Source organism: Pseudomonas asgharzadehiana (assembly GCF_019139815.1).
GTDB lineage: Bacteria > Pseudomonadota > Gammaproteobacteria > Pseudomonadales > Pseudomonadaceae > Aquipseudomonas > Aquipseudomonas asgharzadehiana.
In genome coordinates, this window is record NZ_CP077079.1 from 1,145,423 (window position 1) to 1,171,860 (window position 26,438).

The 26,438-nt window shown below is 60.1% G+C and carries 29 protein-coding genes; 18 read left to right on the forward strand and 11 right to left on the reverse strand.

The features are described from left to right. Positions 1-51: 51 nt before the first annotated feature. Genes KSS96_RS05150 through tldD form a run of 3 tightly spaced genes read left to right on the forward strand, consistent with a single transcriptional unit; the run spans position 52 to position 6,223 of the window. Positions 52-3,867 (forward strand): YhdP family protein, encoded by a 3,816-nt coding sequence (locus KSS96_RS05150; RefSeq protein ID WP_068936332.1) that lies wholly within the window; start codon positions 52-54, stop codon positions 3,865-3,867. A 48-nt stretch (positions 3,868-3,915) separates the two neighbouring features. After that, positions 3,916-4,764, forward strand: coding sequence for a carbon-nitrogen hydrolase family protein (locus KSS96_RS05155; protein ID WP_017529089.1), 849 nt, complete (start codon positions 3,916-3,918; stop codon positions 4,762-4,764). Positions 4,765-4,780: 16 nt separating this feature from the next. Then, positions 4,781-6,223, forward strand: a complete 1,443-nt coding sequence (gene tldD, locus KSS96_RS05160) for a metalloprotease TldD (RefSeq protein WP_017529090.1) — start codon at positions 4,781-4,783, stop codon at positions 6,221-6,223. A gap of 45 nt (positions 6,224-6,268) precedes the next feature. Here the strand turns inward: tldD and yjgA are convergent, their stop codons facing one another. Beyond that, positions 6,269-6,790: a ribosome biogenesis factor YjgA gene (yjgA, locus tag KSS96_RS05165; protein WP_017138246.1), complete on the reverse strand. Its 522-nt coding sequence runs from the start codon at positions 6,788-6,790 to the stop codon at positions 6,269-6,271. Positions 6,791-6,898: 108 nt separating this feature from the next. On the opposite strand from yjgA, the gene pmbA reads away from it, so the two are divergent. From pmbA to KSS96_RS05195, 6 genes are all read left to right on the forward strand, one after another. Next, a complete protein-coding gene (pmbA, locus tag KSS96_RS05170) occupies positions 6,899-8,245 on the forward strand; it encodes a metalloprotease PmbA (protein ID WP_065877284.1) in 1,347 nt (448 codons plus the stop codon). Between the two features lie 146 nt (positions 8,246-8,391). After that, positions 8,392-8,787: a hypothetical protein gene (locus KSS96_RS05175; RefSeq protein ID WP_017526125.1), complete on the forward strand. Its 396-nt coding sequence runs from the start codon at positions 8,392-8,394 to the stop codon at positions 8,785-8,787. Next, positions 8,780-10,156: a class II fumarate hydratase gene (locus KSS96_RS05180; RefSeq protein ID WP_017526126.1), complete on the forward strand. Its 1,377-nt coding sequence runs from the start codon at positions 8,780-8,782 to the stop codon at positions 10,154-10,156. The genes KSS96_RS05175 and KSS96_RS05180 overlap by 8 nt, the downstream gene beginning before the upstream one ends. Before the next feature lie 27 nt (positions 10,157-10,183). Beyond that, positions 10,184-10,612, forward strand: coding sequence for a DUF2753 family protein (locus tag KSS96_RS05185; RefSeq protein ID WP_017526127.1), 429 nt, complete (start codon positions 10,184-10,186; stop codon positions 10,610-10,612). A gap of 1 nt (position 10,613) precedes the next feature. After that, positions 10,614-11,225 (forward strand): superoxide dismutase, encoded by a 612-nt coding sequence (locus KSS96_RS05190; protein ID WP_017526128.1) that lies wholly within the window; start codon positions 10,614-10,616, stop codon positions 11,223-11,225. Positions 11,226-11,258: 33 nt separating this feature from the next. After that, complete coding sequence (locus tag KSS96_RS05195; protein WP_017526129.1) at positions 11,259-12,152, forward strand: ZIP family metal transporter; 894 nt, start codon at positions 11,259-11,261, stop codon at positions 12,150-12,152. 36 nt (positions 12,153-12,188) lie between these two features. On the opposite strand, the gene KSS96_RS05200 is transcribed toward KSS96_RS05195, so the two are convergent. From KSS96_RS05200 to KSS96_RS05245, 10 genes are all read right to left on the reverse strand, one after another. Beyond that, entirely contained in the window at positions 12,189-12,461 is a 273-nt protein-coding gene (locus tag KSS96_RS05200) for an HPr family phosphocarrier protein (RefSeq protein WP_068936328.1), read from the reverse strand. A gap of 16 nt (positions 12,462-12,477) precedes the next feature. Next, positions 12,478-13,335: an RNase adapter RapZ gene (rapZ, locus tag KSS96_RS05205; protein ID WP_017526131.1), complete on the reverse strand. Its 858-nt coding sequence runs from the start codon at positions 13,333-13,335 to the stop codon at positions 12,478-12,480. Between the two features lie 2 nt (positions 13,336-13,337). Further along, positions 13,338-13,802 carry a PTS IIA-like nitrogen regulatory protein PtsN gene (gene ptsN / locus KSS96_RS05210; RefSeq protein ID WP_017526132.1) on the reverse strand — a complete coding sequence of 155 codons (465 nt, stop codon included), beginning with the start codon at positions 13,800-13,802 and terminating at the stop codon, positions 13,338-13,340. Between the two features lie 10 nt (positions 13,803-13,812). Continuing rightward, positions 13,813-14,118, reverse strand: a complete 306-nt coding sequence (gene hpf / locus KSS96_RS05215; protein ID WP_003171804.1) for a ribosome hibernation-promoting factor, HPF/YfiA family — start codon at positions 14,116-14,118, stop codon at positions 13,813-13,815. Positions 14,119-14,193: 75 nt separating this feature from the next. Next, positions 14,194-15,687: an RNA polymerase factor sigma-54 gene (locus tag KSS96_RS05220; RefSeq protein WP_065877281.1), complete on the reverse strand. Its 1,494-nt coding sequence runs from the start codon at positions 15,685-15,687 to the stop codon at positions 14,194-14,196. 198 nt (positions 15,688-15,885) lie between these two features. Continuing rightward, on the reverse strand, positions 15,886-16,611 hold the full coding sequence (gene lptB / locus KSS96_RS05225; RefSeq protein ID WP_004372092.1) for an LPS export ABC transporter ATP-binding protein: 726 nt from the start codon (positions 16,609-16,611) through the stop codon (positions 15,886-15,888). Continuing rightward, positions 16,611-17,144: a lipopolysaccharide transport periplasmic protein LptA gene (gene lptA, locus KSS96_RS05230; protein ID WP_017526134.1), complete on the reverse strand. Its 534-nt coding sequence runs from the start codon at positions 17,142-17,144 to the stop codon at positions 16,611-16,613. Before lptA ends, lptB begins: the two co-directional genes overlap by 1 nt. Continuing rightward, complete coding sequence (gene lptC / locus KSS96_RS05235; protein ID WP_017526135.1) at positions 17,131-17,703, reverse strand: LPS export ABC transporter periplasmic protein LptC; 573 nt, start codon at positions 17,701-17,703, stop codon at positions 17,131-17,133. The genes lptA and lptC overlap by 14 nt, the downstream gene beginning before the upstream one ends. 8 nt (positions 17,704-17,711) lie before the next feature. Next, positions 17,712-18,236 carry a KdsC family phosphatase gene (locus KSS96_RS05240; RefSeq protein WP_003171809.1) on the reverse strand — a complete coding sequence of 175 codons (525 nt, stop codon included), beginning with the start codon at positions 18,234-18,236 and terminating at the stop codon, positions 17,712-17,714. After that, on the reverse strand, positions 18,237-19,211 hold the full coding sequence (locus tag KSS96_RS05245; protein WP_017526136.1) for a KpsF/GutQ family sugar-phosphate isomerase: 975 nt from the start codon (positions 19,209-19,211) through the stop codon (positions 18,237-18,239). 298 nt (positions 19,212-19,509) lie between these two features. On the opposite strand from KSS96_RS05245, the gene KSS96_RS05250 reads away from it, so the two are divergent. The 9 genes from KSS96_RS05250 (at position 19,510) to hisD (ending at position 26,438) form a co-directional block, all read left to right on the forward strand. Then, complete coding sequence (locus KSS96_RS05250) at positions 19,510-20,319, forward strand: ATP-binding cassette domain-containing protein (protein ID WP_003171811.1); 810 nt, start codon at positions 19,510-19,512, stop codon at positions 20,317-20,319. After that, complete coding sequence (mlaE, locus tag KSS96_RS05255) at positions 20,319-21,116, forward strand: lipid asymmetry maintenance ABC transporter permease subunit MlaE (RefSeq protein ID WP_017526137.1); 798 nt, start codon at positions 20,319-20,321, stop codon at positions 21,114-21,116. Before KSS96_RS05250 ends, mlaE begins: the two co-directional genes overlap by 1 nt. After that, positions 21,116-21,583 (forward strand): outer membrane lipid asymmetry maintenance protein MlaD, encoded by a 468-nt coding sequence (gene mlaD / locus KSS96_RS05260; RefSeq protein WP_003171814.1) that lies wholly within the window; start codon positions 21,116-21,118, stop codon positions 21,581-21,583. Before mlaE ends, mlaD begins: the two co-directional genes overlap by 1 nt. 11 nt (positions 21,584-21,594) lie before the next feature. Continuing rightward, the gene (locus KSS96_RS05265) at positions 21,595-22,242 is read left to right on the forward strand and encodes an MlaC/ttg2D family ABC transporter substrate-binding protein (RefSeq protein ID WP_017526138.1); all 648 of its coding nucleotides are present in this window, start codon (positions 21,595-21,597) and stop codon (positions 22,240-22,242) included. Continuing rightward, positions 22,239-22,544, forward strand: a complete 306-nt coding sequence (locus KSS96_RS05270) for an STAS domain-containing protein (protein ID WP_017526139.1) — start codon at positions 22,239-22,241, stop codon at positions 22,542-22,544. Before KSS96_RS05265 ends, KSS96_RS05270 begins: the two co-directional genes overlap by 4 nt. A gap of 113 nt (positions 22,545-22,657) precedes the next feature. Further along, positions 22,658-22,897 (forward strand): BolA family protein, encoded by a 240-nt coding sequence (locus KSS96_RS05275; protein ID WP_003171818.1) that lies wholly within the window; start codon positions 22,658-22,660, stop codon positions 22,895-22,897. A gap of 23 nt (positions 22,898-22,920) precedes the next feature. Beyond that, positions 22,921-24,186: a UDP-N-acetylglucosamine 1-carboxyvinyltransferase gene (gene murA, locus KSS96_RS05280; RefSeq protein ID WP_017526140.1), complete on the forward strand. Its 1,266-nt coding sequence runs from the start codon at positions 22,921-22,923 to the stop codon at positions 24,184-24,186. Positions 24,187-24,348: 162 nt separating this feature from the next. After that, the gene (hisG, locus tag KSS96_RS05285) at positions 24,349-24,984 is read left to right on the forward strand and encodes an ATP phosphoribosyltransferase (protein WP_003171824.1); all 636 of its coding nucleotides are present in this window, start codon (positions 24,349-24,351) and stop codon (positions 24,982-24,984) included. Between the two features lie 128 nt (positions 24,985-25,112). Continuing rightward, positions 25,113-26,438 (forward strand): histidinol dehydrogenase, encoded by a 1,326-nt coding sequence (gene hisD / locus KSS96_RS05290; RefSeq protein ID WP_017526142.1) that lies wholly within the window; start codon positions 25,113-25,115, stop codon positions 26,436-26,438.

The window sequence follows — 26,438 nt, forward strand, 5'->3', positions numbered from 1 at the left end:
TCCCGGCAGACCTTGTCTGCCGCCTGCCTACTGCCTTGAGGGTCGCCTGACATGGAGCGTCTGACACGCTTTTTTGCCGCTTTGACCCGTTGGGGCTTGGGCCTGTGCGCCTTGCTGCTGGTTTTGGCGGCGGTGTACGTGAGCCTGGGGCGTGAGTTGACACCGCTTGTTGCCGAATACCGAGCGCAGGTCGAGGCCAAGGCCCAGGCCGCGGTCGGCATGCCGATGCACATCGGCATGCTTGAAGGGCGCTGGAGCGGTTTCGCACCGGTGCTGCTGGCCCGCGATGTGATGGTGGGCGAAGGCAGCAATGCCTTGCGCCTGGATCAGGTGGAAGTGGTGCCGGATATCTGGGCCAGCCTGATGGCGCGTGAAGTGCGCCTGGCTCACTTGCAAGTCAGTGGCCTGCAACTGAGTGCCAAGGAAGACAGGGACGGCCATTGGGCACTGCAAGGCCTGCCGATGCAGGACGACCAACCGCTGGACCCGCAGCAACTGCTCACGCGCCTGCAGAGGGTCAAGCGCGTGTCGCTGCTCGACAGCCAGGTCACCTTGCAACCGCTCGACCAATCGCCCCTCACCCTTACCTATGTGGGCTTTAGCCTGCATACCGGCATCACCCGCCAACGTCTCGACGCGCGCCTGACCCTGCCCGACGGCCAGCCCCTGGCTGTCAGCCTGCGCAGCCGCATACGTGCCAGTCAATGGAAAGACGCCGAAGTCCAGGCCTACCTCAGCCTGCCGCAGAGCGATTGGGCCAAGTGGATTCCGAGCAAGCTGACCCAGCAGTGGAAGCTCACGCAGTTCAAGGCCGGCGGGGAGTTCTGGCTGAACTGGGGCAAAGGCGCCGTGCAAAGCGCGGTGGTGCGCCTCAACTCGCCGCAGGTCAAGGGCAGTTACGCCGAGCGCAAGCCGGTGCACATCGAAAACCTCGCCCTTACCGCCTACCTGCAACGCAGTGATAGCGGCATGAAAGTGCTGTTTGATTCGTTGGCGATGAACCTGGGCGATACCCGTTGGGAATCGCGCCTGCAATTGCAGCAGAGCCTGGCGACCGACAAGGGCCAGGAGGTCTGGAAACTGCAGGCTGACCGCCTCGACCTGACACCGATCACGCCGCTGCTCAACGCTCTGGCGCCATTGCCGGAAGGCTTCGCCAAAACCGTCGAACATCTCAAGGCCACTGGCCTGCTGCGTAATGTGCTGGTGGATTTTCGTCCCCAGGACACTACCGATCAAAAAGTCAGTTTTGCCGCCAACCTGGAACGGGTGGGCTTTGATGCCTACTTTGGCGCGCCGGCCGCACGCAATGTATCCGGTAGCATCAGCGGCGACCTGGGCCATGGCGAACTGCGCATGGACAGCAAGGATTTCTCCCTGCACCTCGACCCGATCTTCGCCAAGCCCTGGCAATACCTGCAGGCCAATGCGCGGCTGACCTGGAAGCTCGATAAGCAAGGCTTCACCCTGATCGCCCCTTATATCAAGGTGCTGGGTGAAGAGGGCAAGATTGCCGCCGACTTCCTTATTCGCCTCAATTTCGACCATAACCAGGAAGACTATATGGACCTGCGGGTCGGCCTGGTCGATGGCGATGGGCGCTTCACCCCCAAATACCTCCCCGCAGTGCTGAGCCCCGCATTGGATGAGTGGCTGCGCACCGCGATTCTCAAGGGCGCGGTAGACCAGGGGTTCTTCCAGTATCAGGGCTCGCTGAGCCATGGTGCGCTGCCGGCCTCGCGCAATATCAGCCTGTTCTTCAAGGTGCATGACGCCGAGTTGGCGTTCCAGCCGGGCTGGCCCCATGTGAGCAAGGTTGATGGCGAGGTGTTTGTCGAGGAGAGCGGCGTCCGCATTCTGGCCGACAAAGGCCAGTTGCTCGACACCCAGGTCAAGGACATCTACGTCAATATTCCCCACGCTCTGCCCGGCAAGGACAGCCATTTACTGCTGACCGGGGCGTTTGCCGGCGGCCTGGGTGATGGCCTGAAAATTCTTCAAGAGGCGCCGATCGGCACCGCTTCGACCTTTGCCGGTTGGAAGGGCGAGGGCGACCTGCAAGGCAAGCTGGACCTGGATATTCCGTTGGCCAAAGGCACTGAGCCCAAGATCGTGGTGGACTTCCAGACCGATAAGGCACGGCTGCAATTGGCGGAACCCACCCTGGACCTGACGCAGCTCAAGGGCGATTTCCGTTTTGACAGCACCAAGGGCCTGAGTGGCGAAAAAATTACCGCCCAGGCGTTTGACCGGCCTATCACCGCGCAGATTTTTGCCGATGGCAAGCCGGGCAATATCAGTACCCGTGTCGCAGCCAAAGGGCAGGTCACGGTCAAGCGACTGATGGACTGGCTAAAAATAACTCAGCCGCTGCCGGTGTCCGGCGACATTCCGTACCAGTTACAACTGAACCTGGACGGTGCCGACAGCCAGTTGATGATCAGTTCCAACCTCAAGGGCGTTGCGCTGGACCTGCCGGCGCCGTTCGGCATGCCGGCCAGCCAGGGGCGTGACAGCGTCTTTCGCATGACCTTGCAAGGCGCCGAGCGCCGGTATTGGTTCGATTATGGTGAACTGGCGAACTTCACCTTCGCCGCGCCGCCGGACAAATTCAATGAGGGCCGTGGCGAGTTGTTCCTCGGCGATGGCGACGCAGTACTGCCGGGCGCCAAGGGTTTGCGCATTCGGGGCGTGCTGTCGGAGCTGGACATCGATCCGTGGAGAAAGCTGGTCAACCAATACGCCGGCAACGATCCGGGCGGCAGCGCCAAGCAACTGTTGAGCAGTGCCGATTTCAAGATTGGCAAGCTCACGGGTTTAGGCACCCAGTTCGATCAGGTCAATTTGCAACTCGATCGCAAAGCCGCGGCGTGGGGCCTGCAGTTCGACAGTCAGCAGGCCAAGGGGCGCGTGAACCTGCCGGATGCCAAGGGCGCACCGATTGCGATCAACCTGCAATACGTAAAACTGCCGGCAGTGGACCCTTCCGTACAGGCGGATGAAAATGCGCCGGACCCACTGGCGAGCATCGACCCCAAGGATATTCCAGCGCTGGATATCGCTATTGACCAGCTGTTCCAGGGCCCGGACCTGGTGGGCGCCTGGTCGCTGAAGATTCGACCTACCGCCAAGGGCCTGGCCTTCAACGATCTGGACCTGGGCCTCAAGGGCATGCTGCTCAAGGGGGCCGGAGGATGGGAAGGCGCACAGGGCGACAGCGGCAGTTGGTACAAGGGGCGCCTGGACGGCAAGAACATCGGCGACGTGCTCAAGGGTTGGGGCTATGCGCCAACGGTAACCAGCGAGGACTTCCATCTGGATGTGGATGGGCGTTGGCCGGGTTCGCCGGCCTGGGTCGGGCCAAAACGCTTCTCCGGCAGCCTGGATGCAACCTTTCGCAAGGGCCAGTTCGTTGAAGTGGAAGGCGGTGCGCAGGCGCTGCGGGTTTTCGGCCTGCTCAACTTCAACTCCATCGGGCGCAGACTGCGCCTGGACTTTTCGGACCTGCTTGGCAAAGGCTTGAGCTATGACCGGGTCAAAGGGTTGTTGGCCGCGAGCAATGGTGTGTTCGTGACCCGCGAACCGATCACATTGACCGGCCCGTCGAGCAACCTGGAGCTCAACGGCACCCTGGACCTTGTGGCTGACCGCGTGGATGCCAAGCTGTTGGTGACGTTGCCGGTGACCAACAACTTGCCGATCGCGGCGCTGATCGTCGGCGCACCGGCCATTGGCGGTGCATTGTTCCTGATCGACAAGCTGATCGGCGACCGGGTTTCGCGTTTTGCCAGCGTGCAATACAAAGTGGAAGGGCCGTGGAAGGACCCGAAAATCAGCTTCGACAAACCATTTGAAAAACCAAACTGAGGGTCTGTGGAGTAGCATGGCCGCATGCCCATTACGGAGTGTCGGCCCATGTCCTTTGCGGTAATTCAAATGGTCAGCCAGAGCGATGTACTGGCCAACCTGGCCCAGGCCCGGCGTTTGCTGGAACAAGCGGCGGCCGGCGGTGCGAAGCTTGCGGTGCTGCCGGAAAACTTCGCCGCCATGGGCCGTCGCGATGTGGCGGATATCGGTCGTGCCGAAGCGCTGGGTGAAGGTCCGATACTGCCCTGGTTGAAACAGACCGCCCGCGACCTCACCTTATGGATAGTGGCTGGCACATTGCCGTTGCCGCCCAGGGATCAACCGCACGCCAAGCCCAATGCCTGTTCGCTGCTGATCGATGATCGCGGCGAAATCGTTGCCCGTTACGACAAGCTGCATTTGTTTGATGTGGATGTGGCGGACGCTCGGGGTCGCTATCGCGAATCCGATGACTATGCTTTCGGAAGCCATGTGGTGGTGGCGGATACGCCGGTCGGTCGCCTGGGCATGACGGTGTGTTACGACCTGCGCTTCCCCGAGTTGTACAGCGAGTTGCGTGCGGCGGGGGCTGAACTGATTTCCGCGCCCTCGGCCTTTACCGCCGTGACCGGAGCGGCGCATTGGGATGTGCTTATCCGCGCCCGCGCCATCGAAACCCAGTGCTATTTGCTGGCGGCAGCCCAGGGCGGTGTGCATCCGGGGCCACGGGAAACCTATGGCCATGCGGCGATTGTCGATCCGTGGGGGCGTGTGTTGTCTCAACAGGATCAAGGCGAAGCGGTGTTGTTGGCCGCGCGCGATAGCAGTGAACAAGCGTCGATACGGGCGCGCATGCCGGTGGTCAACCATCGGCGCTTTTTCTCGCAGGGCGCGCAGCGGCCTGCCTCGCAACGATGAATTTAAGGCCAAACCTATGAGCGAGTTGTTGTCCTCAGTCAGTGAACACCTCCTGGCACCCGGTGGCGTGACCATCGAAAGTTTGCAAACCGTGCTGGGTGATCTCGCCGGGCCGGGTATCGACGCGGCAGACCTGTATTTCCAAGGGCAGATCTCCGAGTCCTGGGCGCTGGAAGATGGCATCGTCAAGGAAGGCAGTTTTAATCTCGACCAGGGCGTCGGTGTGCGGGCGCAATCCGGGGAAAAAACCGGTTTTGCCTACAGCAACGCGATCACCCTGGAGGCCTTGGGCCTGGCCGCTCGTGCGGCGCGCTCGATTTCCCGCGCCGGCCAAAACGGTACGGTGCAGGCGTTCAGCACCCAGGACGTGGCCCAGTTGTACGCGCCGGATAACCCACTGGAAGTGATCAGCCGTGCGGAAAAGGTCGAGCTGCTAAAGCGTGTCGACGCGGCCACCCGCGCCCTGGACCCGCGTATCCAGCAGGTTACCGTGAGCATGGCGGGCGTATGGGAACGCATCCTGGTGGCCTCGACCGATGGTGGCCTGGCGGCGGATGTTCGACCGTTGGTGCGCTTCAACGTCAGCGTGATCGTCGAACAGAACGGCCGCCGTGAGCGCGGTGGTCATGGTGGTGGCGGGCGAACCGACTACCGTTATTTCCTCGCCGAAGACCGCGCGATGGGCTATGCCCGTGAAGCGCTGCGTCAGGCGCTGGTGAACTTGGAAGCCATTCCGGCACCGGCGGGTACGTTGCCGGTGGTGTTGGGTTCGGGTTGGTCCGGCGTGTTGTTGCACGAAGCGGTGGGGCATGGCCTGGAAGGCGACTTCAACCGCAAGGGCAGCTCCGCCTATAGCGGGCGCATGGGCGAAATGGTTGCATCCAAGTTGTGCACCATCGTCGATGACGGCACCCTGGCCGGTCGTCGGGGCTCGCTGAGCGTGGACGACGAAGGCACACCCACCGAATGCACCACGTTGATCGAAAACGGTGTGCTCAAGGGCTACATGCAAGACAAGCTCAATGCCCGCCTGATGGGCGTGGCGCGTACCGGTAACGGTCGCCGTGAGTCCTACGCCCATCTGCCGATGCCGCGTATGACCAATACCTACATGCTCGGCGGCGAAAGCGACCCGGCGGAAATCATCGCGTCGGTGAAGCGTGGCATCTATTGCGCCAACCTCGGCGGCGGCCAAGTGGACATCACCAGCGGCAAGTTCGTGTTTTCCACCAGCGAGGCGTACCTGATCGAAGACGGCAAGATTACCGCGCCGGTCAAAGGGGCAACGTTGATTGGCAACGGGCCGGAGGCCATGAGCAAGGTGTCGATGGTCGGTAACGACCTGTCGCTGGACAGCGGCGTGGGCACCTGTGGGAAAGATGGGCAGTCGGTGCCGGTGGGTGTCGGCCAGCCAACGCTGAAGATCGATGCAATCACCGTGGGTGGCACGGGATCGTAAGCGGTGGAGCTTCGGGTGGCGAGGGCCGCCACCCGGGGAAAGGCATCAACGCAGGCCGCGTTGAGTCTCGTCCAGCTCACGGATGTACTTGAAGATTTTACGGCTGGTGGCCGGCGCCTTGTTATGCGCCTGCTCGTGCTGGGCCTGACGGATGAGGGAGCGCAATTGCTGGCGGTCCGCGTCCGGGTAGTCCAGCACGAATTTTTCCAGCACCGCGTCATCGCCCGAAATCAGGCGGTCACGCCAACGCTCCAGGTTGTGGAAGCGTTCATTGTACTGGCGAGTGGAGGCATCGGTTTGATCGAGCAAGGCCAGAATGGCGTCAGTGTCCTGATCACGCATCAGCTTGCCGATAAACATGATGTGCCGTTTACGCGCGATATTCGCGGTGTGCTTGGGCGCGTCCGCAAGTGCCCGGCGCATTTCGTCGGTCAGCGGCAGTTTTGCAATCAAGTCTTTTTTGAGCGTTGTAAGGCGCTCGCCAAGGTCAACCAGAGCATGCAGCTCACGTTTGACCTGGGTTTTGCTTTTCTCCCCATCGAGGGAGTCGTCGTAAGAATCAACCATGGTGGCAGTCCGCAAAGAAACGCCGCCATGATAACCAGTCGGGGGCCGCTTGTCCGGCCCGGTCGCTCGATGGCCTTAACCGAAAGCAGAATTTGAGTGGAGAAAACCATGAGTGCAGCCCAAAGCGTCGGCCCACAAGCGTTACCGGCCCTGCAGGAACAAGTCGAGCAGATCCTTGCCGAGGCCAAGCGCCAGGGGGCCAGTGCGTGTGAAGTCGCGGTGTCGCTGGAGCAGGGGTTGTCAACGTCGGTACGCCAGCGGGAAGTGGAAACCGTTGAGTTCAACCGTGACCAGGGGTTTGGCATCACCTTGTACGTGGGGCAGCGCAAAGGCTCAGCCAGTACCTCGGCCAGTGGCCTGGACGCGATTCGTGAGACCGTGGCCGCCGCGTTGGCCATCGCCAAGCACACCTCCGAGGACGAAAGCTCAGGCCTGGCCGACAAGGCGTTGATGGCCAAGGACTTGAAAGACTTTGATCTGTTCCACGCCTGGGACATCACGCCAGAGCAGGCCATTGAACAGGCACTGACCTGCGAAGCCGCCGCGTTCGATGCTGATGCCCGCATCAAGAACGCTGATGGCACCACATTGAGCACCCATCAGGGTTGCCGCGTATACGGTAACAGCCATGGTTTTATCGGCGGTTATGCGTCCACCCGCCATAGCTTGAGCTGCGTCATGATCGCCGAGGCCAATGGCCAGATGCAGCGTGATTACTGGTATGACGTAAACCGCCAGGGTGAATTGCTGGCAGACCCTGTGAGTATTGGCCAGCGCGCCGCACAACGTGCCGCGAGTCGTTTGGGCGCACGCCCGGTGCCGACCTGTGAGGTGCCCGTGCTGTTTTCGGCGGAACTGGCCGGTGGGTTATTCGGCAGTTTCCTGGGGGCGATTTCCGGCGGCAACCTGTATCGCAAGTCGTCGTTTCTTGAGGGGGCAATTGGCCAGGAACTGTTTCCGCACTGGCTGACCATCGATGAGCGACCGCACTTGATGCGCGCCATGGGCAGCGCGGCGTTCGATGGTGATGGCTTGGCGACCTATGCCAAACCGTTCGTCGAGAAGGGTGAGTTGGTGTCCTACGTGCTGGGCACCTACGCCGGCCGTAAACTTGGCCTGCCAAGTACTGCCAACTCGGGCGGCGTGCATAACCTGTTCGTAACTCATGGCGACGAAGACCAGGCGGCGCTGCTGCGGCGTATGGGGCGTGGCCTGCTGGTGACCGAATTGATGGGGCACGGCTTGAACATGGTTACCGGTGATTATTCCCGTGGCGCGGCGGGCTTTTGGGTGGAAAACGGTGAGATTCAATTCGCCGTCCAGGAAGTGACCATCGCCGGCAATATGCGCGACATGTTCAAACAAATCGTCGCGGTAGGTAATGACTTGGAATTGCGTAGCAATATTCGCACGGGTTCGGTACTAATCGAGCGGATGACCGTCGCGGGCAGCTGACCGACTCGTTCCACAAATAAGAAGCGCGCTATCCCCGGATAGCGCGCTTTTTTTATGGGCGCAGGAAAAGTGGAAGACCATGTTGGCGTTGCTTTGATTCTCAATATCATTTAATAATAAATATCATTACCGAATGAGTGTGGATCATGAGTTCTGTCCTGCATGAGGATCCGTACCTGGAAAGCTGGCGCTGGATGAGTCGTCAGATTCGCTGCGGCCTCGATCCCAATGAGCCTCGCCTGATCGAACATTACCTCAATGAGGGGCGATACCTGGCGTGCTGCACCGCGACTCATCCGTGGACGATCGCTGAAACCTCTTTCCGTCTGTTGATCGACACCGCCAGCGATATCGCGTTGCCCTGGCATTGGCGCTCCATGTGCCTGGACCAGGCCTGGCGACCGCTGCGTGACCTGGAAAAACTCTCCCACTGTGCCTGCCGCCTCAAGCGCTGGCAGACCTTTGCCTGGCAATTGGCGACGTGCCAATTGCTGCCTTCGATTTCTCACTCCGACTTGGTGCAAGGATCTAACGATGAGTAACACCCGTATCGAACGCGACAGCATGGGCGAACTGCAAGTACCTGCCGAGGCCCTGTATGGCGCCCAAACCCAGCGCGCGGTGAATAACTTTCCGATCAGCCACCAACCCATGCCGGCGCAATTCATTCGTGCGCTGATTCTGGCCAAGGCCGCAGCCGCCAAGGTCAACGTCGACCTCAAGCAGATCAGTGAAGGGCAGGGCAAGGCCATCGTCGATGCCGCCCAGGGTTTGCTTGAAGGTGATTTCATGCCGCATTTCCCGGTGGATATCTTCCAGACCGGTTCCGGCACAAGCTCCAACATGAACGCCAACGAAGTGATCGCTACCCTGGCCAGCCGTTTGCTCGGTGAGGCGGTCAACCCTAACGACCACGTGAACTGTGGGCAAAGCAGCAACGACATCATTCCGACCACCCTCCATGTCAGTGCCGCGCTGGTGCTGCATGAGCAAACATTGCCGGCCCTGCTGCACCTGGTGCAGGTGATCGAGCGCAAAGCCGAAGAGGTTCACCCGTTCATCAAAACCGGGCGCACGCACCTCATGGATGCCATGCCGGTGCGCATGAGCCAGGTGCTCAATGGCTGGGCGCAGCAACTCAAGGCCAATATCGGTCATTTGCAGGACTTGTTGCCAAGCCTGCAAGCCCTGGCACAGGGCGGCACGGCGGTGGGCACCGGGATTAACGCGCATCCTGAATTCGCCGCACGCTTCAGCCAGCAACTAAGCGGGCTGACGGGGGTTAAATTCACCCCCGGCAAGAACCTGTTCGCGTTGATCGGCTCCCAGGACACCGCTGTCGCCGTCTCCGGACAGTTGAAAGCTACCGCCGTGTCGTTGATGAAAATCGCCAATGACCTGCGCTGGATGAACTCCGGCCCGCTTGCCGGTCTGGGTGAAATCGAGCTGGAAGGCTTGCAGCCCGGCTCTTCGATCATGCCGGGCAAGGTCAATCCGGTGATCCCGGAGGCGACTGCGATGGTCGCCGCCCAGGTAATCGGCAATGACACGGTGATCACCGTCGCGGGCCAATCCGGCAACTTCGAGCTGAATGTAATGCTGCCGATCATTGCCCAAAACCTGCTCAGCAGCCTCGAGTTGCTGGCCAATTCCAGCCGCCTGCTGGCAGACAAAGCCATCGCCAGTTTCAAAGTCAACGAAGCCAAGCTCAAGGAAGCGCTGTCGCGCAACCCGATTCTGGTCACCGCACTCAACCCGATCATTGGTTACCAAAAGGCCGCTGAAATCGCCAAACAAGCCTATCAGCAGGGCCGTCCAGTGATTGATGTCGCCCTTGAGCACACCGACTTGCCTCGCAGCCAGCTGGAAATCCTGTTGGATCCGGAAAAGCTCACGGCCGGCGGCGTATAACCACAGACCCTGCTTTGGAGGCTCACCATGGAGCACTGGAAACGCACGATCGAACGCGCCAATCGCTGCTTTATGCGGGGCGAACTGGTGGACGCTCGCGAAGCCTATTTGCAGGCCCTGGCCCTGGCCCACGTGTTGTTCGAACGCTGGGCGGATGCTGACGAAGCAGTGGCAGCCTGTGTCATTTCCCATCACAACCTGGCGGACCTGCACCTGCGCCTCAACCAGCCGGAAGAAAGCGCCGAATACCTGTGTGCCATCCACCAGCGCCTGCTGCAGGCCATGCAGGACTTGCGCTTGAGCCCGCAATTACGCGAAGCAGCGCTGCGCCAGAGCAGCAAGACCTACGTCGAACTGTTGAATTTCATCAGCGATCACGGCGAGTACCCGCGTACCCATCGCCTGCTGGGCGGTACTGCGGCGCAGCCGAATACGCCTCAATACGGAGCACATTGATATGACTTACACCCTGCCTGCCTTGCCTTATGCCTACGACGCCCTGGAACCGCATATCGATGCGCAAACCATGGAGATTCACTACACCAAGCATCACCAGACCTACATCAACAACTTGAACGCGGCGGTAGAGGGCACTGAGTTCGCCGGTTGGCCGGTGGAGAAACTGGTGGCCAGCGTTCAGCAACTGCCGGAAAAACTGCGTGCGGCGGTGATCAACCAGGGTGGTGGTCATGCCAACCATTCGTTGTTCTGGGCGGTGATGTCACCTAAAGGGGGGGGCAAGCCCGAGGGCGCACTGGGCAAGGCGATTGACGACCAGTTGGGCGGCTTCGATAGCTTCAAGGAGGCGTTCACCAAAGCCGCATTGACGCGTTTCGGTAGTGGCTGGGCCTGGCTGAGCGTTACGCCGCAAAAGACCCTGGTGGTGGAAAGCAGCGGCAACCAGGACAGCCCGTTGATGAGCGGCAACACGCCCATCCTTGGCCTGGATGTCTGGGAGCACGCCTACTACTTGCTGTACCAGAACCGTCGTCCTGAATACATCAATGCCTTCTACAGCGTTATCAACTGGCCAGAAGTCGCCGCACGCTATCAGGCCGCTCTGGCCTGACATTCGTCTTCATAACAAGATCTAAGGCCGACTATGGGTACTGAAACACTGGCGATCAGCAGCGTGCGGATGTTTCGTTATGCGTTTGGTTCGCTGCTGCTATTGGCGGGGGCTGCATTGCTGGTGGCCCATGGGCTGGCCTGGCTGGACCTGGCGCCGCGCATCCTGCGCGCGTTGCAGGGCGGGGCGATATGCGCGCTTGGCACGGCGTTGGGCGCGGTTCCGGTGCTGGTGATTCGGCGGATGCCGGTAGCCTTGAGCGATACCTTGCTGGGCTTTGGTGCTGGAGTGATGCTGGCGGCAACCGCCTTTTCGCTGGTCGTGCCGGGTATTACTGCGGCGCAAAGCCTGGGGCTCTCGCCCTGGGGCGCTGGCGGCTTGATCAGCTTGGGCATCATGCTGGGGGCGTTCGGGTTGTATCTGGTCGACCGCAAGGTCTCTGGAGCCAGCCCGGAGATGCTGGTGGGTAGCCCCGACAAACCGGTGATTCCTCCACGCATCTGGCTGTTTGTGTTCGCCATTATCGCTCACAACATTCCGGAAGGCATGGCGGTCGGCGTTTCCGCCGGTGGCGGCATGCCGGATGCCGACAGCCTGGCCATGGGCATTGCTTTGCAGGATGTGCCCGAAGGCCTGGTGATTGCCTTGGTATTGGCGGGGGCGGGGATGTCGCGGGTCAAGGCATTCCTGATCGGCGCGGCCTCAGGTTTGGTAGAGCCGGTATTCGCCGTGCTGTGCGCCTGGTTGGTGAGCCTCGCACAAGTGTTGTTGCCTTTGGGGCTGGCATTGGCGGCTGGGGCGATGTTGCTGGTGGTGACTCACGAAGTCATCCCCGAATCGCGCCGCAATGGCCACGAAAAGCTGGCCAGCCTTGGCTTGTGCATCGGGTTCTGCTTGATGATGGTGATGGATACTGCGTTGGGCTGAGGCCATTGCGGCCTCGTGCCTGAGTCAAAAGCGGGTTTATTCGCCCTCGTCAAAGTAGTTGTTGATCAGCGCCACCAGGGCGTCCAGCGCTTCCTGCTCTTGCTCGCCTTCGGTCTTCAAATGAATCTTTGTGCCCTTGCCGGCAGCCAGCATCATCATGGCCATGATGCTTTTGCCATCGACCATGGTTTCCGGGGTGCGCCCGGCGCGGATCTGGCAGGGAAACTGCCCGGCAACGCCGACGAACTTGGCCGAGGCTCGGGCGTGCAAACCCAGCTTGTTGATGATTTCAATTTCCAGAGCGGGCATCGCGGGGGTGTTCCTTTCAGCTAAGGTCGCGGTGGCGGACCTGGACGTTCTTGAGGGTTTGTTGCAGCACCTGGCCCAGGCGCTCGGTCAGGTAGACGGAGCGGTGGTGGCCGCCTGTGCAGCCAATGGCAATCGTGACATAGGCCCGGTTACTCGCGGCAAAGCGTGGCAACCATTTGAGCAAATAGCTGGAAATGTCCTGGAACATCTCCTCCACATCAGGCTGTGCGGCCAGATACTCAGCCACAGGTTGGTCCAACCCGGACTGCTCGCGCAGTTCAGGTTTCCAGTAGGGGTTGGGCAGACAGCGCACATCGAACACCAGGTCGGCATCCACCGGCATCCCCCGCTTGAAACCAAATGACTCGACCAGAAACGCCGTACCGGGTTCGGGCTGGTTGAGCAGGCGCAACTTGATGGCGTCACGCAATTGATACAGGTTGAGGCTGGTGGTGTTGATCTTGAGGTCGGCCAGGTCAATGATCGGCCCCAGCAGCTTGGTTTCATCCTCGATGGCTTCGGCCAGGGAGCGGTGGGGGCTGCTGAGGGGGTGGCGTCGACGGGTTTCGGAGAAGCGCTTGAGCAGTGTCTCTTCGTCAGCGTCCAGGTACAGCACATCACAATGAATATGTTTGGCGCGCACTTCCTCAAGCAGTTCCGGGAAGCGCGAGAGATGGCTGGGCAAGTTGCGGGCATCAATCGAAACCGCCACCAGGGGTTGCGCCAACTCGGTGTGGATAAGCGCCCGTTCGGCCAGTTCCGGCAGCAGGCCGGCGGGCAGGTTGTCGATGCAATAGAAGCCGCTGTCCTCAAGAACATTGAGGGCGGTGCTTTTACCCGAGCCTGAGCGGCCGCTGACGATGATCAAACGCATGATTACTGCCCGTTTTGTTCATCCAGGACAACTTGATACAGCGCCGCGTTGCTGCTGGCACTGCGCAGTTTGTCGCGTACCTCCTTGCGGTCGAGCATGCTGGCGATCTGCCGGAGCAGTTCCAGGTGCGCATCGGTGGCGGCTTCCGGGACCAGCAGCACAAATAGCAGGTCAACCGGGGCGCCGTCGATGGCGTCAAAATCGATCGGAGCTTCCAGATGCAGCAGGGCGCTCACGGGGGTGTCACAGCCTTTGAGGCGGCAGTGAGGAATGGCGATGCCGTTGCCAAAACCGGTGGAACCGAGTTTTTCACGGGCAACCAGTGCCTCGAAGACAACTTGCATCTCCAGATCCGGCACTTCGCGGGCGATCAGGTTGGCAATTTGTTCAAGGGCTTTTTTCTTGCTGCCGCCCGGCACGTTCACGAGGGAACGGCCGGGGGTCAGGATGGTTTCAAGTCGGATCATGGGGGGAGAGTTAACGACCTGTACCTTGCATCAGGTGCAGATTCTTTTCCTTATGCTTTATGAGTTGGCGGTCCAGCTTGTCGTAGAGCGAGTCAATCGCCGCGTACATGTCCTCATGCTCAGCATTGGCGACGAGCTTGGCATTCGGTACGTGCAGGGTGGCCTCGATTTTCTGCTTGAGCTTATCGACCTCCATGATGACCTGCACGTTGGTGATCTTGTCAAAATGCCCCGCAAGCTTGTTCAGCTTGCTCTCGGTGTACTCACGCAGGGGCTTGGTGACTTCCAGCTGGTGTCCACTGATGTTGACTTGCATACAGCTTCTCCTTCGTTGCCAGTGCATAAAGCGGCAGGCAAAGACGCCTGCCACTGGAACGCTGTGGCCCGCCCGTCACATCAAACGCTTACGCTCGCTGGAAGGCGCGATCCCAAGGGACTCGCGGTACTTGGCGACGGTTCGACGGGCGACCTGAATGCCTTGTGCCTCCAGTAAACCAGCGATCTTGCTGTCACTCAACGGCTTTTTCTGATTTTCCGCGGCAACCAGTTTTTTGATGATCGCGCGGATCGCCGTGGACGAGCATTCGCCGCCTTCGGAGGTGCTGACATGGCTGGAGAAAAAGTATTTGAGCTCATATATACCCCGTGGGGTATGCATGAATTTTTGCGTCGTCACCCGTGAAATCGTTGATTCGTGCATGCCTACCGCCTCGGCGATGTCATGCAGCACCAGAGGCTTCATCGCCTCGTCGCCGTATTCCAGGAAGCCGCGCTGATGCTCGACGATCTGGGTGGCAACTTTCATCAGGGTTTCGTTACGGCTCTGCAGGCTCTTGATGAACCAGCGGGCTTCCTGCAACTGGTTGCGCATGAAGGTGTTGTCGGCGCTGGTGTCGGCGCGGCGCACAAAACCGGCATATTGCGGGTTGACCCGCAGGCGTGGCACCGACTCCTGGTTCAATTCCACCAGCCAGCGTTCGTTGTCCTTGCGCACAATCACGTCAGGGACCACATATTCGGCTTCGCTGGACTCGATCTGCGAGCCCGGGCGCGGGTTGAGGCTTTGCACCAGTTCGATAACCTGGCGCAGGTCATCTTCCTTGAGCTTCATGCGGCGCATCAACTGGCTGTAGTCGCGGCTGCCCAGCAGGTCGATGTAATCGGTGACCAGGCGCTGGGCTTCAGCCAGCCAAGGTGTCTTGGCGGGCAGCTGGCGCAGTTGCAGCAACAGGCATTCGCTCAGGGAGCGGGCGCCAATGCCCGCAGGCTCGAACTGCTGGATGCGGTGCAGGACGGCTTCGATTTCGTCCAGCTCAATGTCCAGTTCAGGGTCGAAGGCCTCCAGAATCTCCTCGAGCGTCTCGTCCAGATAACCCTGGTTGTTGATGCAATCGATCAGCGTGACGGCGATCAGGCGATCGGTGTCGGACATCGGTGCGAGGTTCAGTTGCCACAACAGATGGCTCTGCAGGCTTTCGCCGGCGGAGGTGCGGGTGGTGAAGTCCCACTCGTCATCATCGTTGCTGGGCAGGCTGCTCGCGCTGGTCTGGTAGACGTCTTCCCAGGCGGTATCCACCGGGAGTTCGTTGGGAATGCGTTCGTTCCAGTCGCCTTCCTCAAGGTTATCCACCGTTGGGGCGGTTTCCTGGTAGGAGGGTTCCTGCACGTCGGAATTGGTTTTTTGCTCGATGTTGTCGGCCAGCGGGTCTGCATTATCGAAGTCGTCGCCTTCTTCCTGGCGTTCGAGCATCGGATTGGACTCCAGGGCCTCCTGGATTTCCTGTTGCAGGTCCAGGGTCGACAATTGGAGCAGGCGGATGGCCTGTTGCAGCTGCGGTGTCATCGTCAGCTGCTGGCCCATTCTCAGGACTAGCGATGGTTTCATGGCAGGGGCTTAACACCTTATTCGCCGGCGCAATGCGCCATCCACGACAGGGCGCGTGAGCGCCAAACATAAGCAAATTATATGCCTGATATCGAGGGCTTTGCCTAGAGCGCGGTAACAATAAAAAAACCGTAGGTTTTTCTTTGGTACGCGCGCTTCGGACAAACGACCTGCCACCCCCTGTTCATACAGGTGGTTTTACAGGCGGAACTCGTGACCCAGGTACACTTCCTTGACCAGTTCGTTGGCCAGGATGGTCGCGGAATCGCCTTCGGCGATCAACTGGCCATCGTTGACGATATACGCGGTTTCGCAGATATCGAGGGTTTCACGCACGTTGTGGTCGGTGATCAATACGCCGATACCCTTGGCCTTGAGGTGATGGATGATCTGCTTGATGTCGCCGACCGAAATCGGGTCGACGCCGGCAAACGGTTCGTCCAGCAGGATGAACTTTGGCGCGGTCGCCAGGGCGCGGGCGATTTCCACGCGACGACGCTCGCCACCGGACAGGCTCATGCCAAGGTTGTCGCGAATGTGGTTGATGTGGAACTCCTGCAGCAGGCTTTCCAGCTCTTGGCGGCGGCCGTCACGGTCGAGTTCCTTGCGGGTCTCAAGGATAGCCATGATGTTGTCGGCAACCGACAGTTTGCGGAAGATCGAGGCTTCTTGCGGGAGATAGCCGATACCGGCGCGAGCACGGCCGTGCATCGGCTGATGGCTGACATCCAGGTCGTCGATTAGTACGCGACCCTGATCTGCCTGGACCAGGCCGACGATCATATAGAAGCATGTGGTCTTGCCGGCGCCGTTGGGGCCGAGCAAGCCGACGATCTGGCCGCTGTCGATCGACAGGCTGACGTCGCGCACGACCTGACGGCTTTTATAGGCCTTGGCCAGATGCTGGGCTTTCAGGGTTGCCATTACTCGGCCTTCTTCTTCGGCTGGATAACCATGTCGATACGCGGACGTGGCGCAGTTACCTTGTTGCCATTGGCTCGACCGGCGTTGGCGATCTGCTTCACGGTGTCATAGGTGATTTTTTCACCTTCCGTGGAGTTGCCATCGGGGCTCAGCACCTTGGCCTGGTCGATCAATACAATGCGGTTCTGCTGGGCATGGTACTGGATGGTCTTGCCGTAGCCCTTCATCGGGCCTGTATCGGTAGCCGACTGCTTCTGTTCGAAGTAAGCCAGGTTGCCCACCGAGGTCACGACGTCAATATCACCGTTTGGGGTGCGCGTCAGTGTCACGGTATTGCCGGTGATCTTCATCGACCCCTGGGTAATGATCACGCCGCCGGTGTAGGTCGCTACACCTTGCTTGTCATCCAGTTGCGCATCGTCAGCCGAGATGTGGATCGGCTGCTGGCTATCGTTCGGCAGAGCCCAGGCGCTCACGCTTCCCAGTGCTGCGCCCAGACTGAGCAAAATAGGGAGAGTTTTAACGAGCCTCATACTGTCCTCTTACGTTCGATAGCAGGTGTATCCTGCTTTCTTTCAAATACGCTTTCATTCCCTTGCCAGTCGATACACCGCCAGCGCCGTCGATTCTAACGTCTTGCTCGGTCTGCGCATATTGCTTCTGCGGGAATACGGTCATGCGACTGGTAGTAATCACCGTGTCGCGTTTCTGGGCGTCAGTGCGTGCAACACGCACCGAATCAATCAGTTCTACCTCGGTACCGTCCGGGTTCACCTCGCCACGCTTGCTGGTGACGTGCCACGGAAACTCAGTGCCGCGATACAGGTTCAGGTCCGGATTGGTCAGCAGGGTGACTTCGGTCGTCTTCAAATGCTCGACCTTGTCCGAGGTCATTTCGTACTGCACCTTGCCGTCCGGCAGGAACTGCACGCTGTAGGCGTTGGTGGCGTAATAGTCGATAGCGCCTTCGTCGACCTGCGCGGCAGGTTGGTCGAGGAAGCGCTCCGGGCTGATATTCCAGTAGCCCACCGCCAGGAATAGCGCGGCGATGACCCCGAATAGCAGGAAGTTGCGAATCTTTTTGCTCAACATAAAACGCTCTATAGGTAGGCGGCGTGGGCCGCTTCAAGGCTGCCCTGGGCACGCAGGATCAGCTCGCAGAACTCGCGGGCAGCGCCTTCTCCGCCACGGGCGGTGGTGATGCCATGGGCGTGTTCGCGAACGAATGCCGCCGCATTGGCGACCGCCATGCCCAGGCCCACTCGGCGAATGACCGGCAAGTCCGGCAGATCATCACCCAGGTAGGCGACCTGCTCATAGCTTAGGTTGAGTTGGCCAAGAAGCTCGTCCAGAACCACCAGTTTATCCTCGCGACCCTGATACAGGTGAGCAATTCCCAGGTTTTGTGCGCGGCGTTCCACAACGGGGGTTTTTCGACCGCTGATAATCGCCGTTTGCACGCCCGCCGCCATCAGCATCTTGATGCCCTGGCCGTCGAGGGTGTTGAACGTCTTGAATTCGCTGCCATCTTCGAGGAAATACAGGCGCCCGTCAGTCAGCACGCCGTCTACGTCGAAAATCGCCAGTTTGATGTGTTTGCCGCGTTGCAGCAGGTCGCTGGTCATTTACATCACTCCCGCACGCAGCAAGTCGTGCATATTCAGGGCGCCAACCGGATGGTCGTGGCTATCGACCACTACCAGCGCGCCGATCTTGTGGTCTTCCATGATCTTCAATGCTTCGGCTGCCAGCATTTCAGGGCGTGCGGTCTTGCCGTGAGGGGTCATGACCGCGTCGATGGTGGCGGTGTGAATATCGATGGTACGGTCCAGGGTGCGGCGCAAATCACCGTCGGTAAACACGCCGGCCAGGCGACCGTCGGTTTCCAGGATCACGGTCATGCCCAGGCCCTTGCGGGTCATTTCCATCAGCGCGTCCTTCAACAGGGTGCCGCGCTGGACGTGGGGCAATTCATCGCCCGAATGCATGACATTTTCGACTTTCAGCAGCAGGCGGCGGCCCAGGGCTCCGCCAGGATGTGAAAACGCGAAGTCCTCGGCGGTGAACCCGCGGGCTTCCAGCAACGCCACGGCGAGCGCATCGCCCATGACCAGCGCGGCGGTGGTGGAGGAGGTCGGTGCCAGGTTCAGCGGGCAGGCCTCGTGGGCCACGTGAACATTGAGGTTCACCTCGGCGGCCTTGGCCAGCGTCGAGTCCGGGTTGCCGGTGAGGCTGATCATCTGGATCCCGAGGCGCTTGATCAGTGGCAGCAAGGTCACGATTTCGTTGGTGGTGCCGGAGTTGGACAGCGCCAGGATGACGTCATCCTTGGTGATCATGCCCATGTCGCCGTGGCTCGCTTCGGCCGGATGCACGAAGAACGCGGTGGTCCCGGTGCTGGCCAGGGTGGCGGCGATTTTGTTGCCGACATGGCCGGACTTGCCCATGCCGACCACGACAACGCGGCCCTTGCTGGCCAGAATCATCTCGCAGGCGCGTACGAAATCTGCGTCGATATGCGCCAGTAAGCCTTCTACGGCTTCAAGCTCGAGGCGGATGGTGCGTTGCGCGGATTGAATAAGGTCGCTGGATTGGCTCATGTCTGAAATCGTATAGCCTGACGAAAAGTCGGCGATTATAGCGGTAATGATCAATTCCCTCACACAAGTTCGTCAGGCTTTATTCCGCGCTAGCCCGAGATTCATGCCTGGCAACGTTTTTTCACTGTCCCGGATCTGAACAAGCACCGTTCCGGCCTTGGGCGCGTTGTACCAGCAGTGATATAGTTCGCCGCCAGTTCGGTCCGCCCAGCCCACGTGGCTATCTGTTGCGTAACCGTTGAATAGGTTTATCGCATGCGTGGTGTCTGAGTGAAAGGCTGCATCCCAAGGAGTTTAGATGAGTGCCGATAACGCTTACGCGGTCGAGCTGAAGGGACTGACCTTCAAGCGCGGGACGCGCAGCATCTTCAATAATGTCGATATTCGCATTCCCCGTGGCAAGGTCACGGGCATCATGGGGCCGTCCGGTTGCGGCAAGACCACCCTGTTGCGCCTGATGGGCATGCAATTGCGCCCCAGCGCCGGCGAAGTGTGGGTCAACGGCCAGAACCTGCCGACGCTGTCGCGCAGCGATCTGTTCGATGCGCGCAAGCACATGGGTGTGCTGTTCCAGAGCGGTGCGCTGTTCACCGACCTGGATGTGTTCGAGAACGTGGCCTTTCCGCTGCGAGTGCATACCCAGCTGTCTGATGAAATGATTCGTGACATTGTCCTGCTGAAACTGCAGGCCGTGGGCCTTCGCGGAGCTATCGACCTGATGCCCGACGAGCTCTCCGGCGGTATGAAGCGGCGTGTGGCCCTGGCGCGCGCGATTGCCCTCGACCCCCAGATCCTCATGTACGACGAGCCCTTCGTCGGCCAGGACCCGATCGCCATGGGCGTTCTGGTGCGCTTGATCCGCCTGCTCAACGACGCACTGGGCATCACCAGCATCGTGGTGTCCCACGATCTTGCAGAAACCGCGAGCATTGCCGATTACCTCTATGTGGTAGGCGATGGCCAGGTATTGGGGCAGGGCACGCCTGAAGAACTGATGAACGCCGATAACCCGCGCATTCGCCAATTCATGACCGGCGATCCCGATGGCCCTGTGCCTTTTCACTTTCCGGCGGCGGATTACCGCTCAGATCTTCTGGGGAAGCGCTGATGCGCAAGACATCTCTAATCGAGAAGGTTCGCCTTTTCGGTCGCTCCGGCATCGACATTGTCGAAGTGCTGGGCCGTTCGACTATTTTCCTGTTCCACGCCTTGCTCGGGCGCGGTGGCATTGGCGGCGGCTTCGGCCTGTTGATCAAGCAGCTGCATTCGGTAGGCGTGATGTCCCTGGTGATCATCGTGGTTTCCGGGATTTTCATCGGCATGGTGCTGGCGTTGCAGGGCTTCAATATCCTTTCCGGCTACGGTTCGGAGCAGGCCGTTGGGCAGATGGTTGCCCTTACGCTGCTACGTGAGCTGGGGCCGGTGGTCACTGCGTTGCTGTTTGCGGGCCGTGCCGGTTCGGCGTTGACCGCCGAGATCGGCAACATGAAGTCCACCGAGCAATTGTCCAGCCTCGAAATGATCGGCGTGGACCCGCTCAAGTACATTGTTGCCCCGCGCCTGTGGGCCGGCTTCATTTCCCTTCCACTGCTGGCGATGATCTTCAGTGTGGTGGGGATCTGGGGCGGTTCCTGGGTGGCGGTCGACTGGCTGGGCGTCTATGACGGCTCGTACTGGGGCAACATGCAGAACAGCGTGACCTTCAGCGGTGACGTGCTCAATGGCATCATAAAGAGCATTGTCTTCGCTTTTGTCGTGACCTGGATCGCCGTTTTCCAAGGCTATGACTGTGAGCCCACCTCAGAAGGGATCAGTCGCGCCACCACCAAGACCGTTGTGTACGCCTCGCTGGCGGTACTGGGTCTTGACTTCATTTTGACCGCCTTGATGTTTGGAGATTTCTGATGCAAAACCGCACTGTGGAAATCGGTGTCGGCCTTTTCTTGCTGGCTGGCATCCTGGCTTTACTGTTGCTGGCCCTGCGAGTCAGCGGCCTTTCGGCCAGCCCCACCGCCGATACTTATAAACTTTACGCATATTTCGACAATATCGCCGGTTTGACTGTCAGAGCTAAAGTGACGATGGCCGGTGTCACCATCGGCAAGGTCACGGCAATCGATCTGGACCGCGACAGCTTCACCGGTCGAGTGACGATGCAACTGGACAAGAAGGTCGATAATCTGCCGACTGACTCCACTGCATCTATCCTCACTGCGGGTCTGCTGGGCGAGAAGTACATCGGTGTCAGCGTGGGCGGGGAGACAGCCCTGCTCAAGGATGGCTCGACCATCCACGACACACAGTCGTCGTTGGTACTGGAAGACCTGATCGGTAAATTCCTGCTCAATACGGTCAATAAAGACGCCAAATGAGGAATGTGTACATGATCTCTACCTTGCGACGTGGCCTCCTGGTACTGCTTGCAGCGCTGCCATTGATGGCTAACGCGGCGGGTTCTGCGCACGAACTGGTGCAGGACACTACTAACAAGATGTTGGCCGACCTGTCGGCCAACAAGGAAAAGTACAAGCAAGATCCCAGTCAGTTCTATAACGCGCTCAATACCATCGTCGGCCCGGTTGTCGATGCCGAAGGTATTTCCCGCAGCATCATGACGGTCAAGTATTCGCGCAAGGCTACCCCGGCGCAGATGCAGACCTTCCAGGAAAACTTCAAGAAAGGCCTGTTCCAGTTCTACGGCAACGCGCTGCTTGAATACAACAACCAGGGCATTACCGTCGCCCCAGCCGGCGATGAGTCGGGTGATCGCACCAGCGTCAACATGAGCGTCAAGGGCAACAATGGCGCCGTTTACCCTGTGCAGTACACGCTGGAGAAGGTCAACGGCGAGTGGAAGCTGCGTAACGTGATCATCAACGGCATCAACATCGGCAAGCTGTTCCGTGACCAGTTCGCCGACGCCATGCAGCGTAATGGCAATGATCTGGACAAGACCATCAACGGTTGGGCCGGTGAAGTCGCCAAGGCCAAGGAAACTTCCGACAAGGAAGCAGGGAAGTCCGCGCAATGACCGAGTCGGCTGTTCGTCTTGGCGACGCCGGGGAGTTGTTCCTCAGCGGCGTGCTGGATTACCGCACCGGGCCGGACCTGCGCAAACAGGGCCAGGCCCTGATCATGGCCAGCAATGCTCCGGCGCTGGTGTTGGATTGCTCGGCGGTGACCAAGTCCAGCAGTGTTGGTTTGTCGTTGCTGTTGTGCTTCATGCGTGACGCAGGCGCGGCCAAAAAGCCGGTCAGCGTCCGCGCTTTGCCGGAAGACATGCGCGAAATCGCCGAAGTTTCCGGGTTAACCGAGCTGCTGGCGCATCCTTAATACACATTATTAAGAAGCCCCCCGTCAGAGTCCTGCTATGCGGGGTTCGCAGGCGCGGGGCTTTTTTGTATGATGTGCGACCCGTGCGCACTGGGCGCCGATAGAGGTTGAGCATGCAGGCCAACGAAGTGAAGAGCTTCCTTGAAGGAAAGCTGCCGGAAACGACTGTTGAAGTTGAAGGCGAAGGCTGCAATTTCCAGCTGAATGTGATTAGCGATGAACTGGCGGCATTGAGCCCGGTCAAGCGTCAGCAGCAGATCTATGCCCATTTGAACCCATGGATCACCGATGGCAGCATCCATGCGGTCACTATGAAATTTTTCAGCCGCGCGGCCTGGGCCGAGCGCACCTGAGCCCCCAAGGCGTCGAGATTCTTATGGATAAATTGATTATTACCGGCGGTGCCCGCCTTGATGGCGAGATCCGCATTTCCGGTGCGAAAAACTCCGCCTTGCCGATCCTGGCAGCGACCCTGCTGTGCGATGGCCCGGTAACCGTGGCCAACCTGCCACACCTGCACGACATCACCACCATGATCGAGCTGTTCGGTCGCATGGGCATCGAGCCGGTGATTGACGAGAAGCTGGCGGTCGAAATCGACCCGCGCACCATCAAAACCCTGATCGCCCCGTACGAACTGGTGAAAACCATGCGTGCGTCGATCCTTGTGCTGGGCCCGATGGTTGCTCGTTTCGGCGAAGCCGAAGTGGCGTTGCCCGGTGGGTGCGCCATCGGTTCGCGTCCGGTGGACCTGCACATCCGTGGCCTGGAAGCCATGGGCGCAGTCATTGACGTCGAAGGCGGCTACATCAAGGCCAAGGCACCGGAAGGCGGCCTGCGTGGCGCGAACTTCTTCTTTGATACCGTCAGCGTGACCGGTACCGAGAACATCATGATGGCCGCGGCCCTGGCCAAAGGCCGCAGCGTGCTGCAAAACGCCGCGCGCGAGCCGGAAGTGGTCGACCTGGCCAACTTCCTGAACGCCATGGGTGCGAAGGTTTCCGGTGCTGGCACCGACACCATTACCATCGACGGCGTAGAGCGCCTGCACAGCGCCACCTACAAGGTCATGCCCGACCGCATCGAAACCGGTACCTACCTGGTTGCCGCCGCCGTTACCGGTGGTCGCGTCAAGGTCAAGGACACCGATCCGACTATCCTGGAAGCGGTCCTGGAAAAACTGCGTGAAGCCGGTGCCGAAATCACCACCGGTGAAGACTGGATCGAGCTGAACATGCACGGCAAGCGTCCGAAGGCCGTCAACGTGCGTACCGCTCCGTACCCGGCCTTCCCGACCGACATGCAAGCGCAGTTCATCTCCCTGAACGCCATTGCCGAAGGCACCGGCGCGGTAATCGAGACCATTTTCGAAAACCGTTTCATGCACGTTTATGAACTGCACCGCATGGGCGCGAAGATCCAGGTCGAGGGCAACACTGCCATCGTCACCGGCACCGAGAAGCTCAAGGGCGCGCCGGTGATGGCGACTGACCTGCGCGCTTCGGCCAGCCTGGTCATTTCGGCATTGATCGCTGAAGGCGATACCCTGATCGACCGCATCTACCACATTGACCGTGGTTACGAGTGCATCGAAGAAAAACTGCAGATGCTCGGCGCCAAGATCCGCCGCGTACCGGGCTAGCCCCGGGCTTGCTGTGGTGAGCGGGCAAGCCCGTTCACCACAGCCGGTACCCGCTGGCCGCTCGCTGAATTGGTTTCAAATCGAGGCTGTAATGGCCTCGATCTGTGTCTGGCGCCGTTTGCGTCCGGACAGCAATAGCCTGATGAAGGACTGACGTTTCCCATGTTGACCATCGCACTGTCCAAGGGCCGCATCCTTGACGACACCTTGCCGCTTCTGGCTGAAGCGGGCATCGTGCCGACCGAGAATCCGGACAAGAGCCGCAAGCTGATCATCCCCACGACCCAGGATGACGTCCGTCTGCTGATCGTGCGGGCTACCGACGTGCCGACCTACGTTGAGCATGGCGCGGCCGACCTGGGCGTCGCCGGTAAAGACGTGCTGATGGAGTACGGTGGCCAGGGCCTGTACGAGCCGCTGGACCTGCGTATTGCCCTGTGCAAGCTGATGACCGCCGGCCGTGTCGGTGATGTCGAGCCCAAGGGCCGCCTGCGCGTGGCCACCAAGTTCGTCAACGTCGCCAAGCGCTACTACGCCGAACAAGGCCGTCAGGTCGATATCATCAAACTCTATGGCTCGATGGAGTTGGCGCCATTGATCGGCCTGGCCGACAAGATCATCGACGTGGTCGACACCGGCAACACCCTGCGTGCCAACGGTCTCGAACCTCAGGACTTTATCGCCGACATCAGTTCCCGCCTGATCGTCAACAAAGCATCGATGAAGATGCAACACGCCCGTATCCAGGCGTTGATCGACACCCTGCGCACCGCCGTGGAGTCTCGACACCGCGGTTGACCTACCCGCGTAGCTGAAAAGCTGCGCCCGTCTATCCGCCTCATAGCCAGAATTCTCAGGTGCCCAAGCGGAAACGACTGCTAGTTTAGGGCGCCTGAGTTTTTGCCAATTCTATTGAGGCCCTCGCTATGACCACGTCCACTGCAATTGCCCGACTCAACGCTGCCGACCCGGATTTCGCCCATCATCTGGATCATTTGCTGAGCTGGGAAAGCGTGTCCGACGACTCGGTCAATCAGCGAGTACTCGACATCATCAAGGCTGTGCGCGAGCGCGGTGACGCAGCGCTGGTGGATTTCACCCGCCAGTTCGACGGCCTGGACGTCAAGTCCATGGCAGACTTGATCCTGCCTCGCGAACGCCTGGAACTGGCCCTGACGCGCATCACCGCACCACAGCGCGAAGCCCTGGAAGTCGCGGCAGCACGCGTGCGCAGCTACCACGAAAAGCAGAAACAGGATTCCTGGAGCTACACCGAGGCCGACGGCACCGTGCTGGGCCAGAAGGTCACGCCGCTGGACCGGGCGGGCCTCTACGTGCCGGGTGGCAAGGCGTCGTACCCGTCATCGGTGTTGATGAACGCGATTCCCGCCAAAGTGGCGGGCGTGACTGAAGTGGTCATGGTGGTACCGACCCCGCGCGGTGAAATCAACGAGCTGGTGCTGGCAGCCGCTTGCATCGCCGGCGTGGACCGGGTGTTCACCATCGGTGGCGCTCAAGCTGTCGCGGCGTTGGCCTATGGCACCGAAAGCGTGCCGAAGGTCGACAAGGTGGTCGGCCCGGGCAACATCTATGTCGCCACCGCCAAACGCCACGTGTTTGGCCAGGTCGGCATCGATATGATCGCCGGCCCCTCGGAAATCCTCGTGGTGTGCGACGGCCAGACCGATCCGGACTGGATCGCCATGGACCTGTTCTCCCAGGCCGAGCACGACGAAGACGCCCAGGCGATCCTCGTCAGCCCGGACGCCGAGTTCCTCGACAAGGTCGCCGCCAGCATTAATAAGCTACTGCCGACCATGGACCGCGCCGAGATCATCGAGAAGTCAATCAATGGCCGTGGTGCCCTGATCCTGGTGCGTGACATGGAGCAGGCCATCGAAGTGGCCAACCGCATCGCGCCGGAGCACCTGGAACTGTCGGTGGCCGACCCGCAAGCGTGGCTGCCATCGATTCGCCACGCCGGTGCGATCTTCATGGGCCGCCACACCAGCGAAGCCCTGGGCGACTATTGCGCGGGCCCGAACCACGTGTTGCCGACCTCCGGCACCGCGCGATTCTCGTCGCCGCTGGGGGTGTATGACTTCCAGAAGCGCTCGTCGATTATCTTCTGCTCCCCACAGGGTGCCTCCGAACTGGGCAAGACCGCTTCGGTGCTGGCCCGTGGTGAATCCCTGAGCGCTCACGCCCGCAGCGCTGAATACCGCATCCTTGACGACAAGAAAGGTAATTGA